The sequence below is a fragment of the Segatella copri genome (assembly GCF_026015465.1).
Taxonomy (GTDB): Bacteria; Bacteroidota; Bacteroidia; order Bacteroidales; family Bacteroidaceae; genus Prevotella; species Prevotella copri_E.
Window position 1 is genome coordinate 1,239,735 of sequence record NZ_JAPDUQ010000001.1, and the last position, 12,212, is coordinate 1,251,946.

12 protein-coding genes are annotated in these 12,212 nt (G+C 38.8%); 3 read left to right on the forward strand and 9 right to left on the reverse strand.

What is annotated here, in order from left to right; genetic code table 11:
• Window positions 1–2: 2 nt before the first annotated feature.
• The 8 genes from ONT08_RS05235 to ONT08_RS05270 form a co-directional block, all read right to left on the reverse strand.
• Window positions 3–1,262, reverse strand: coding sequence for a DUF6734 family protein (locus ONT08_RS05235; protein WP_264959398.1), 1,260 nt, complete (start codon window positions 1,260–1,262; stop codon window positions 3–5).
• Window positions 1,263–1,287: 25 nt separating this feature from the next.
• A complete protein-coding gene (locus ONT08_RS05240; protein ID WP_367398948.1) occupies window positions 1,288–1,626 on the reverse strand; it encodes an SPASM domain-containing protein in 339 nt (112 codons plus the stop codon).
• On the reverse strand, window positions 1,559–1,792 hold the full coding sequence (locus ONT08_RS05245) for a hypothetical protein (protein WP_264959400.1): 234 nt from the start codon (window positions 1,790–1,792) through the stop codon (window positions 1,559–1,561). Before ONT08_RS05245 ends, ONT08_RS05240 begins: the two co-directional genes overlap by 68 nt.
• Before the next feature lie 163 nt (window positions 1,793–1,955).
• Entirely contained in the window at window positions 1,956–3,104 is a 1,149-nt protein-coding gene (locus ONT08_RS05250; protein ID WP_264959401.1) for a hypothetical protein, read from the reverse strand.
• A 142-nt stretch (window positions 3,105–3,246) separates the two neighbouring features.
• Complete coding sequence (locus ONT08_RS05255) at window positions 3,247–4,164, reverse strand: IS982 family transposase (protein ID WP_119250497.1); 918 nt, start codon at window positions 4,162–4,164, stop codon at window positions 3,247–3,249.
• 92 nt (window positions 4,165–4,256) lie between these two features.
• Window positions 4,257–4,988 (reverse strand): hypothetical protein, encoded by a 732-nt coding sequence (locus ONT08_RS05260; protein WP_264959402.1) that lies wholly within the window; start codon window positions 4,986–4,988, stop codon window positions 4,257–4,259.
• Between the two features lie 83 nt (window positions 4,989–5,071).
• The gene (locus tag ONT08_RS05265) at window positions 5,072–6,634 is read right to left on the reverse strand and encodes an ATP-binding protein (protein ID WP_264959403.1); all 1,563 of its coding nucleotides are present in this window, start codon (window positions 6,632–6,634) and stop codon (window positions 5,072–5,074) included.
• A 400-nt stretch (window positions 6,635–7,034) separates the two neighbouring features.
• A complete protein-coding gene (locus tag ONT08_RS05270; protein ID WP_264959404.1) occupies window positions 7,035–7,895 on the reverse strand; it encodes a hypothetical protein in 861 nt (286 codons plus the stop codon).
• Between the two features lie 280 nt (window positions 7,896–8,175).
• On the opposite strand from ONT08_RS05270, the gene ONT08_RS05275 reads away from it, so the two are divergent.
• From ONT08_RS05275 to ONT08_RS05285, 3 genes are all read left to right on the forward strand, one after another.
• Window positions 8,176–8,523 (forward strand): helix-turn-helix domain-containing protein, encoded by a 348-nt coding sequence (locus ONT08_RS05275; protein ID WP_117695123.1) that lies wholly within the window; start codon window positions 8,176–8,178, stop codon window positions 8,521–8,523.
• Between the two features lie 5 nt (window positions 8,524–8,528).
• A complete protein-coding gene (locus ONT08_RS05280) occupies window positions 8,529–9,482 on the forward strand; it encodes an IS3 family transposase (RefSeq protein WP_264959405.1) in 954 nt (317 codons plus the stop codon).
• A gap of 289 nt (window positions 9,483–9,771) precedes the next feature.
• Complete coding sequence (locus tag ONT08_RS05285; RefSeq protein ID WP_118086174.1) at window positions 9,772–11,121, forward strand: ATP-binding protein; 1,350 nt, start codon at window positions 9,772–9,774, stop codon at window positions 11,119–11,121.
• A 209-nt stretch (window positions 11,122–11,330) separates the two neighbouring features.
• Here ONT08_RS05285 and ONT08_RS05290 read toward each other — a convergent pair whose 3' ends face one another.
• Window positions 11,331–12,164 (reverse strand): CPBP family intramembrane glutamic endopeptidase, encoded by an 834-nt coding sequence (locus tag ONT08_RS05290; protein ID WP_117587639.1) that lies wholly within the window; start codon window positions 12,162–12,164, stop codon window positions 11,331–11,333.
• Window positions 12,165–12,212 lie beyond the last annotated feature (48 nt).

Genomic DNA, 12,212 nt, shown 5'->3' on the forward strand with positions numbered 1-12,212 from the left:
ATTTATGACAAATCTAAAGTTTTATTCATATAAAGTCCTTGCATTATCAAATGAAAGACAGATTGTCTCAATTGTTCTAATGATATCGAAGGAAGTAAATTTTGCGCCATTACATATTGACAAACTTCCTCACCTGTAGCTGCGCTCTCAAAGAAAAGCAATAACTTGCCCCAATTTTTCAACTGATGTCTTTCTATTTCATCTTGCAAATAAATACTATCATCTATCCTCTCTAGAGAGTACTTCGATTTCAGTTTTACGGAAACATCACATAATATATCATCGCGCCCTTTTATGGATTTAATTTGGCTGTATATATCATTAAAATCATCATATTTAGACATTGACTGTTCATTCTCTGGGTAAGATAATCCTCTTGACTTCAAATAGTCTATAATGCTATTATAGTATTCAGGAAAATCACTTTTCATTCTATATTCTATCTGCTCACAAATATAAGGAGACTTTTTTAACGCCCCTAAACTATGCATAAACTTTCCTTCATATTGTGCTGCTTCTATAGACAAGAACTTTGTTATATCCGTAGTCTTTGACTCTTTTAACAAATAACAGATTGCTTTGTTCTGCTCTTGTGCATATTTAGTAAGAAACAGCTGTTCAAGGATGACATTAAATCTTCCCTTATTTTTTCCTGAACAAAGAATATCCTCATACATTGAATGCACATTATTCATTGCCTCTAAAGAGTAATGATGAATAAATTGTAAATCATTTCCTCCAAAGATGCCCATATTGGCAGCATGAGTATTCTCGCCTTCACGAAAAATGCGAGGAATGCTTTTGAACTTTTTATGCATATAACCCAAAGCACGTATATAATCATCAGTTGAATTAGGTACAATTTGCTCTATATTCTGACAAGCTACTCTTGCTTTAATTATCTCATCAGGAAACACGCCCCAAATAAATATATCATTATCTACATGAAGAAAAGATTCCTGTTGTAAGGAATAAGTAAACATTTTTGCATAAGCCCATAATGCAGGATCCAAATCTATAGCATTAAGGTCTGCATGAAAGACCTTATATGGCAAGCATAGTTCTTCCCCCAATAGTTGGAGGCCATAATCATCTGTATAGATTTCTAGTTCTGGATAAACCTTAGAAATCGTCAAACAACTATAAGCCATAGAAAGAAGACAATAACGATAGTTTATCCATCCTCCATTGTATCTATTTTGATAGATATTTTGTTCATCTGCAAAAAGAGGTTTTGTCCAAAAAGATTGTATTATTTTCATACCCAACATTCATTTAAGTTTCTTATTAAAGAACATAATTGCATTTCGTCGGTGCAGAGTAGATATTTTCTTTATCTTTTATGTATGCCCGACAATCTTGGCACATATACCGCAATTCACATTCTTTACATTTATCTATATCATCCTTCTTAATAAACCATATTTTTTGAAATTCCTTATTATTAGCTACTTCTGAGAGTGTATAAACACCAAACTTCCCCCATGACTTAGCCATCGAAGGACAATTTTTAATATTTCCAAATCTGTCTATTGATATTTTTGCATTTAAGCAATTATTAAAAGAGAGAGACTCCATATAGAGCTCTATCTTTGGCAAATAATACCAAGGAGAAAATATGGTCATTTTGGTCTAGGTAAAGATGACGAACAGATGTTCGATGTAAACCACCATGTCCTTTGTCTGGCCGTTCATACTGAACAGTCAGCATAATCTGCTCTTCATTATTTGCTGTAAAAGCAAACATAGGAACACATAGCATTACACATAATAATACTCCAAATTTCTTCATATAACATTTTGTTTATATTCGATTGCAAAATTATAATCTTAAATTAGAAGCGCCAAAATTTCAGAGCTAAATCAGTACACTTTTTTACACATCATAGCAATAAGAAGCTTCGTATTGTCCTAATATACAACGACATAAACAAATATTAAACATAAGATACACATCAAGAGCAATATTGAAGATTATGCATCAGATTACCAGCATTGTGCTCTCCAAACATTTTAAAATTAGCACTCGCTTTTGCATTTGTAACACGCTGATTTGACGTATCTAAAATGACAGAAATTTCTGTATTTGAGAATCCTGCACAAACCAAAATACAAATGCGTTGTTCTTGTTTTCCTAAAGAGGCATCTCCCATAACATTTCTAAACTGCATAGGCAAACACTGTCCAAACATTGCCTCTAACAAGCTCCAATCATTTTCTTTGGCCTCTTGTCTAGACAGTCTTGGCTTAGCCATATTTTTAAACCTGACTACAATATCACAACTTTGCCACACTTTAAACTTTTTCAAAATATCGAGGCTTGCGTATTTATCTTGATTCTCCTTTAATTGCTTTTCCAATTCATTTATTCGACATATTTTGTTCTTTATTGCTATGTCTTTATTTTTTCTAATCACATCTATATCATTTTTTAATTGAACACAATCTTGCATAACTCCAACATAAGCAACATTGAGTTTCTCTAGTTCTTTTTCTTTTTTCGTTTGCTTTTCCTTATACCAAACAGATAACAGCACAACAGCACATAATAATATTATGAAACCTATTATTAATTCCATTTTTGCCATTTTCACTTTCTGTTCACTATGAGTAATTTCCCTTTGCATTTTTGAATAATTATACAAAGAAGCTGCCTGTTTTACCGCATCTGTTTTCATGTTTGCAAGAATAGTATCCATTCCTTGCTCACTCAATCTTGCATATTTTATAATAGAATCTACATTATTTTTTTCTTTAAACACAGCCAATAACCCTCGATAGGCTTCATACATAAAACCTGCATTACGAAGTTTGCGAAAATAAAATTCAGCAGAATCCAACTTTTCTATTCCCAAATAGTATCTCCCAAACAAATCATAGCAATGTTGCCTGTCTTGAATAAGTTCACCATCCTTATTAAATAATCCAGACATCGTTCTAAACTCCATTAGTTTTTTTCTCACTAAATCATATTGATGATTTTTCAAAAATATTCCGATTAATGTTGGCAAAGCACGAACTGCAGCAGAATGCATTCTGTTTTTTTCATACAATTCAACACATTGCTTTGTTAAAGATATTGCTTTCGTAGTATCGCCCATCATGTAAAAAATTACCTCAGTTCGGGATAACGAACTCTATCTAAAGGCTTTATAATGTTTTTATATAAGGGATACAGAGGCTTGGCAACCATCTATATATCTTGGATGGTTGCTGAGACAAAATCCTCCTGTAAAATATGCAATGTTAGAAAAGACTAAGCTGTTTCGTATCTTCGATAACGTATCCAGTAAGTGCCTTGGGCTTGTTGTCAAAGAAACAGTATGCCCCTAATGCAGAAATAATATTTATGATGAAATTCGCAACAGACCTGTGACGTGAATGTACTATCTGAGCCGTATTTTTCAACAGGTCATTAATCGTTTCAATGATGTATCTTTTGCGTAGCATCATCTTGTCATAGAACGGCATTAGTTTGTTCTTCATGTTCACTCTCAGTCCTGTTACCAACTGGATGCCTTCCTCAAAAAGCGAATCGAAGAGTTTTTGCGAGATATAGCCTTTGTCAGCAAACAGCTTGCCATACAGACGTTTAGCCAACACATCGAATACCGCTGGATCTTTGTCGCTGACGTTTGCACCAGTGAGAACAAAAGCAATTATCTCACCTCTATCATTACAAGCCAGATGTAGCTTGAACCCATGACACCATCCCATTGTTCCCTTTCCGTCTGTGGCAATGCCTTTGAACACTTTGTTGGCATAACGCCTGAGATTGTGGCATATTGGTATCATGGTTGAATCAACAAAGGTTATACCTGTACATCTGCCAAAAGCACGGAGATTCAGGAAGAACATGAGAGGGAAGAATACGCGACTTTCAAGTTCTACAAAACGGTTATAAGACACCGCATTTGGAAAATATGACTTCAAAGTTCCTCTAATAAAGAATAGGTAATAATGCTTGAAGTTTCGGAACGAGCCGAAATGGAAATACAGCAAAATCGTCATGATTTCACTATCAGATAAAGAGGCTTTACGTCGTCTGCGCTTTACTCCATCTTCACCCAAAAGCAATTTTCCTGCATTTTCAGCATCAAAAACTTTGTAAAATTCATCAATAATACAAAATAATTCTGTAACTTTGTCCTTGGTAATCTCCATAATGATATCTTTTTATGTTTGTAACTAATTGGATTTCAACTACAAAGATACAAAAAATATCGGAGATTACCAACTTTTTTAGGCACTATTTCTTATCCCGAACTGAGGTAAAAAATTGGAACAGATAGTTCTTTACCTCTAATATAATTATAAACATCATGGTCTCTTAAGGCATACGAACTAGATTTAGTATACGCTATCAAAGATTCTTCTAGCAAATTTTGGTCAACATAGATTTCGCCCATTTGTCCATAAATACATGACAATACATTAAAGTTACATTTTTTGTTTAACGTATCAGCAAACTCGGTAGCAACCAAGAAAGTAGCTATAGCACGTGGAGCATCTTTCTGGTCTCGATATATGCAACCCAACAAATAATGCGCCTCCATTTTCTCATTTGCAGTTCCTTTGCTATCATAGTAGGAAACTACCTTCTGAAAGGTAGAATCAGATGGCATTTTGAGATAAAGTTTGTTCTGTACCTTAGCCTTCAACAAACGAAATTTCATAACCACACACAGCTCTTGACTAGGTAAATTTTCCTTCTCAAAACGACATATACTATCATATGCTATTTGCGGATTACTCCCCATCAAACTATCTATCTGTTCCAATTTTACTAATCTAGGATTATTATTGGAACATGACACAAAGACAACCAATAACCAAAATATTAAATTTACTTTTTTCATCATCACTATATTTATAATTTGGCACAAAAGTAACAAAATAAAATGAAACTTACAACAATTCTTATGATTTTTTGCCTCAAGCTCCAACTTTGAATGATATATTTTATATAAGTAATTTCTTTTTGCCATACGTATTATTATATAACTAAAATTTCAAAAAGCCCCGACTACATCTTAGTAGCCGAGGCTTTCTTTCAAAATCTTGTATATTTTTATGTTTCTTCTATCTTCCAATCCCCTATAGTTCGCTTTTGGCTATCATAATTAATTCCCACTTTAACCAATCGCTTTCCATCTGTCGAATAAGGTATCAGATATCCCTTATCGTCTATCTGCCTCAAAGCCTCATCTGCCGATTTATCATATTTCAACTCTATTACATACACGGTATCAGGCATGTGCAGAACGGCATCAGCCCTACCTATTGCACTATCTTCTTCCACCAGGATATAAGCACCCAAGAGGTTGAAGATGAGATAGAACACCGTTTGAAAATCTTTCTCGTTTTTATTAGACAGACGGTTGGAGATACTAGCAAGATAAGCTTGCATCTTCTGAAGGGCGCCATCTATGTTGTTGCCATAGAGCTGTTCCAAAAAGGCAAAGATAAAACTATTATTATCCAATTGAATTGGAGACAGATAGTTTGGCGCCAGCGATTTCAACATTCCTATGCGCACTTCCCTGTTAGGATAGTCCAGCTGATAGCATTGCAATAGCGGATTATACTTCTTGATGGTAAGATAACCACTCTGGTAGAGCAAAGGAAGCGCTGAAGTCATCTGCTCTGGCGAAACATCAAAGTCATCAACCCCTACACTTTTCTGCTCTATATCCATTACTCCCACATGATACTTCTGCAAAGTCTTGATGAGATAACTTGGCGTACCGGAACTGAACCAATAAGCCGAAACCTTTTTGTTCTTCAAGGCCTTCACAAGACTGAAAGGATTGAATATATCTTCAGAATGATCACTGAAATGATAGCCATCATAATATGACGTCAGTTCACCTATTGTCTCTTCAAAGGTTCTGCCTAAATGCTTTGCCAACAACTCCACATCGGGCTTCATATCATTCAGAAGTTCCGCCTTACTGATACCGCAGATAGCAGAATACTGGTCGAACATGCTGATATTATCCAGGTTGTTGATTTCACTAAAGATACTTAATTGAGAGAACTTGGTAATACCAGTAATAAAAACGAAACGCAACCAAGGGTCCAAGTATTTTATAGGGCTATAGAAGTTCTTCATGATCAAACGGAGTTCTACCAGATTTTCCTTCTCATGCACGACATCCAGCAATGGAGCATCATACTCATCAATGAGAATGACTACCTTCTGTCCCGTCTGCTTATAAGCACGTTTTACCAGACATTCCAAACGCTGATTAGTCTTAATAGCCCAATCTTCCGTACCATAGATTTGTTCCAGCTGGCTTAGCTTACCTTCCAATTCATTGATTAAGTCAGCAGGATTCATGTGCTTTGCCGTACTCATATCAAAATGAAAAACTGGATACTTTACCCATTCCTTCTCATAATCCCCAAGGGCAAGCCCATTAAACAGATTCTTCCTTCCTTCAAAATAAGCCTGAAGCGTAGAGACAAAAAGAGACTTTCCGAATCGTCTTGGGCGACTCAGAAACAGATATTTGGATCCATTTCTTACGAAATCCACAATATACTTAGTTTTATCCACATACACATAGTTTTCTTCTCGTATCTCAGAGAAGGTTTGTATGCCCACCGGATATTTTCTAATCTCTTCCATAGTTTTCCTTCTTTATATTCCGCTGCGAAGTTACGAAGAAAAATGCATATACGCAAAGGTTTCATCGAAAAATTTCAATGTTAACTATTCCTAACTCATAGTTTTCTCCTCCAGAACTCACCGTTTCTCGGTGCAGAAGTCATCGTTTTCTTCTTGGGAATACATCGCTTGCCGGATAGAAATCCTTGCCATTACTTGTCATTTCATGCTAAAAAAATAACACGGACAAATTGAATTTGTCCGGACAAATTGTCTGAACGCTTATAATCTACTGATTATTAGTATGTTACAAGCCTTCAGGCAAACAAACCGGACAAATTCAATTTGTCCATGTTATTTTTTTTCTGGCGGAATCAGCCATTTTTGTTTATTGCCAATAAATAAATCTGCGGTTTTTTATTTACTGGCAATAAACAAATCGAATATAAGTTCTATCATCAAAGCTCTTATTGCCCTCTACGATGCCCTTGGTGGCGATAAAGGAACGGATGTTCTGAGGGTCGTTGGCAATCTGCTCTGCCAATGCCGCCTCGCTCGCTGCCAAGGTTGGCTTCAGGAACGGATAGCCATCGCTCGCCAATACTATCTCGGAGGAAGAAGATGGAATTATATCTGATGCAGAAGCGGAACCTGAGCAGGAAACAGGATCTTGAACAGAACAGGAATCTGAAACAGAGACAACCTTCACTCCCTCCCGATAGATAGGAAATCCATCGATAACCGTATAGGTCTGGTTCTGCCCGGAAAGCATCGCCTCGATCAATAATGGCTCTATCTGCTTTCTAGCCTCAGCAGGCGAAAGGCCCTGCTCTATCAACTCTACCCTCTTACGGGCAATCTTCTCCTCATAAGGCTTGCCGTTCTCATAGAGTTTTCCATCGATGATTGCCTGGCAATCGCCCACCATCCATACTTCATTCCTTGTCCGGCTATAAAGGATAGCCGAGGCGGTAAGCCGCTCTTCGGGATGCTTCTTCAACCGCTCTTCTACCCCAAGCTTTTCATACACCTTATTATATATATACGCCGTTACGCCCTGGCAGAAATCATCTACCGAGACATCCGCTTTCAGTTCCTCCTGGATGTATTCCGAGATAAGCATCATGGCGTATCTTCCGTTCTTCATATCAGGATTGAGATGCTTCGGCGTCTTGCTCGTACTGCCATCAATCACTGCGATGAAATCATCGGTAACTACCATTCCATCCTCACAAGCCTCAGGGCTCTTCTTTCCTATGATACTGCTTTCTATTATCTTCATTGTATTTATTGTCCTTTTTTAAAAAAACACCCCAAAGGTACTTCTTTTCTATGAGACGACCAAAGAATATGCAAAAAAAAAAGCAGCAGTTTTCTTATGTTCGGTGCTGCCCCTCAAAAAGTAGACACAGAAAGGTGGAAAACTGATGGAAAATGATTACCTTTGCAAGCAGATAGAGTTGTGTGCCCTGTAGAGAGGGCGTAGCCCGAACGTAAGGGCACACAACTTGCCGAAGCACGGTTATCTTATCGTCAAGTATTCACCAGAAAGGAAACTTTTTATGGCAAAGCATTTAAATCCATTGGAAAAGGAGTTCTTGATTCGTAAGTTCAAGGGAAACTCCAAAGTTAAGCTCAGTGATTTCTGCAGGGCAAACAATGTCTCGGAAACTTCTTTTAAGAAGTGGCTGAAGCAATATGAAGAAGCAGGCATAGAGGGGTTGGCTCGTGCTGATGCTGAGATTGGGAACATACTTCCTGAGGGCATTGACAAAACCAAGGAGGGGTATAAGCGAGAAATCCTACGCTTGCGTATTGAGAATGAACGGCTCAAAAAAAAATATCTGGTGAGGCAGAACGAGGATGGGCAAACGGAGTATGTTCGTTTAAAAATGAAGAGTTCAAAATAGTGGACATGCTATCGCACGAGTATCCTGTCAAGGATATCTGCAAGATGATGGGAGTAAGTCGGTCGGGGTATTACAAGTGGCTTAGAAGAGAGCCTTCATCCCGTGAGATCAATCGTGAGTTCATGGTGGGTGTGGTTGAGGACATACACTCGGAACACCCTACACATGGCTACAGGTGGGTGGCGGCGTACATAAGAATCAATTTACAGTTGAGTATCAGCGACAATTTCTCTTATAAATGCTTCCAATATCTTGGTATTCAGTCACAAACGAGACACAAGATACATTACAAACCACGTAAAGTAAAGGATAAGTACCCCAACCTCATTTATTCCACGTGGGACACGGTAGACAGACCTCGACAAGTTATCGTCTCTGACATGACAGTCATCAAATACTCTTGGTTCTTCTTTGAGTTGACCATGTATTTCGATGTCTTTACGAAAGAAATCCTAACGTGGCATGTGGCTGAGAGACGTGGACATAGAGACCAGTACATTGATGGGCTAAATGATGTCATCAACCTGTTGAAGGGCACAGATGAGCCAACTGTTCTTCATACGGACCAAGGTAGCGTGTATGCTTCACTCGCCTATAATGAGCTGATAAAGGACACGTTGATTGTGAGGTCTATGTCCAGGGCAGGAAAGCCTACAGACAACCCTGTGAACGAATCCCTCAACGGATGGATAAAAGAGGAATTGTTCATAGACTTCAAGATTGAGACATGTAATTCAAGAAAGGAGTTCGAGGAGGCCTTGGACGCATACGTGGATTATTACAATGAGAAAAGACCATGTTATGCTATCGGCTATGATACGCCAAATAATTACAGGAAGAGGTTTTATAAAGGGGAGCTTCCAAGAATGGACACTTTTGGGAAGCGAGAGGCTAATGCAACACCGAAGTTCGTCACAGAACGGAAGAAAATGGCTGGAAATGAGAAAAATAAAGAATAATGTTCACTTTTATAAAGAAAAACTTGCAAATATGGATGAGATTGTCTACTTTTGCAAATGAAAAGGAACGAAATTTGATAGATATGTGTACTTTTAAAAATATAAATAATTAATAATCATTTTTTGTGTCCACTTTGGGGAACTGCTACATCGGAATGTCTTTAGCCCTGACTTTTGGATAAAAACAGCCCTCTATTGCCTTGACTTTTGGATAAAATTAACTGTTTTTAGCCTTGACTTTTGGATAAAATATGTATCTTTGCACTGTAAATCAATAAATTAGCACAACATGACGTATTACAGAAGAAATATAGATCAAAAATTATTGGAATGGAAAGACTCCCCACGCCGCAAGCCTCTCTTAATAAGGGGTGCAAGACAAGTGGGCAAATCATCTGCCGTCAGACATTTTGCCAAGTGTTTCAAATACTTTGTTGAAGTAAATTTAGAACGCCAACCTTCTATCCGTCAGCTCTTCACAAAAGATATAGACGTGAAACGTACCTGTGAAGACATCAGCGCATCAACTGGCATCCCAATAGTAGCAGGCAAAACCTTGCTCTTTATTGATGAAATCCAAGTAAGCCAAGAAGGCATTATGTCGCTTCGTTACTTCAAGGAAGATTATCCTGAGTTGCATGTCATAGCGGCAGGCTCTCTCTTGGAATTCACCTTAGAGGAACTCCCTTCATTTGGAGTGGGCAGAATACGCTCTTTGTATATGTACCCATTCTCTTTCGATGAATTTCTTTTGGCGCAAGGGTTGGATTTAACTATAGATTATAAGCGAAAAGCCACACCAGGAGCCCCCATTCCAGAGGCAGTTCATAATAAGCTGGTGAATCAACTGAAGACATTTTACCTGGTTGGAGGTATGCCTGCGGCAGTAACGGAGTGGATAGAGACAAACAGCTATCTGGAGTGTGCTCATGTACATAACGACATTCTTGACACCTATCAAGATGATTTCTCTAAATACAAGTCACGTATCTCCCCAACCCTGCTAAGAAAGGTGTTACGTTCTGTAGCCTTGCAGGCTGGAAGCAAGTTTGTCTTCAGACAGGTGGATAACGAGCTACATTCTTCTGTCATAAAGGATGCCTTGCACCTACTAACGTTGGCTGGTCTAATCAAGCCCGTTACCCACACCGATGGCAATGGCCTTCCGTTGGGTGCAGAAGAAAACAATAGCTACACGAAGTATCTCTTTCTTGATTTAGGTTTGATGCAAACGATGCTCGGCACACCTGCTGCCGACATCCTGTTATCATCAGATGTTGATTTCGTGAATAAGGGAGCAGCCTCCGAAATGTTTGCTGGTTTGGAACTGATGAAGGGCCATGACTGCTTCCAAAAGTCAGAAATGTACTACTGGCAGAACTTAAATCGAGGTGCTAACGCTGAGATTGACTATATCGAGGCTATAGAGGGAAAAATTCTCCCAGTAGAAGTCAAGGCTTCCACAAGAGGAAGCATGCAGAGTTTGTGGCTTTTCATGCGCAAGAAAAATCTACATCATGCCATACGCACTTCCTTGGAAAACTTTGGCAGATTTGAATATATCGACAAGGATGCAGACGATGCTGTGCGCCAAGTAGATGTCATTCCCCTCTATGCATTAGGCAATCTATACAAATAAAGAATATCTACTCAAGACCTCCTAAAGTAAGAATTTTAATAGGCTTCAAATGCCATCCTAACAGCATTTGAAGCCTAATATTTTTACTTTACAAGGGGTTTCAAGTTGAACTTCGATTCCTTCAACTGATAGCTATGGTGTTGTATCCTCTTCAAGCCTTCATCCAACTCCTCCATGTCGAAATGGATGAGGGAGCAGCCTTTTTTGTGTTAAGCCTTTGCTTTCTTTAATCTGATAATCATCTGTATAAAACTTGGAATCATGATGCAGAGAGAGAAGCCTACGGCATAATACATGGTTTTCTCATCGCCATGGAAGAGGTCGATGAGTTTGCCATCGCTCTGCGGCATGATATTAGACAGGACATACGCCATCGTATTATTCACCCAGTGGAGCAGGATGCCCGGAACAAGACTCTTGGTGCGATAATACATCCAACCCAGGAGTAAGCCCAGCAGGAGGGCATTGACAAACTGCGCTACGTTGGCGTGAGCCAGACCGAAGATGGCAGCCGAAATCATGATGGCTACCCAATGGTTCTTCTTGCTCATAAGACCCAGCAGGGTGCGGAGAACGGCTCCACGGAACACAACCTCCTCAGCAAAAGGCGCCAGAACGCCAATAGCCACATAGCCCCAAGGCTCCTTCATGAGCGATGCGAATATCTGCTCGGTATTCTCGTCCATCTCGATGCCTATCTGCTCATATATGAACTCCAGAGGAATGATGGTTCCCAGAGTGAACAATGCCACCCAGAGAAGCGTTGTCCAAGGCTTGGAAAGCAGATAATCGCGGGTCAGCGGTGTCCACTTCGTCTTCAGGAAGATGACGAGGGTGATAACGTTGCTGAACGCTGAGGTAAGCGCCATCAGGATAGGATTGCTGCCCGAACTGACAGCCAGGAGCGTTGCCTGGTAACCTTCGCCCTTAATGCCCGCCCAGATTCCTGCGCCAGCATACATCACGATAATCTGTACTACTATAAATATAATCATGTAGAGGACGATATCCGTCAAACCTCTCTTTAAATTAATCTTTGCCATTGCTTTTACTGTTTATAATTAATCGTTTATAGTTAATCGCATTCTTGC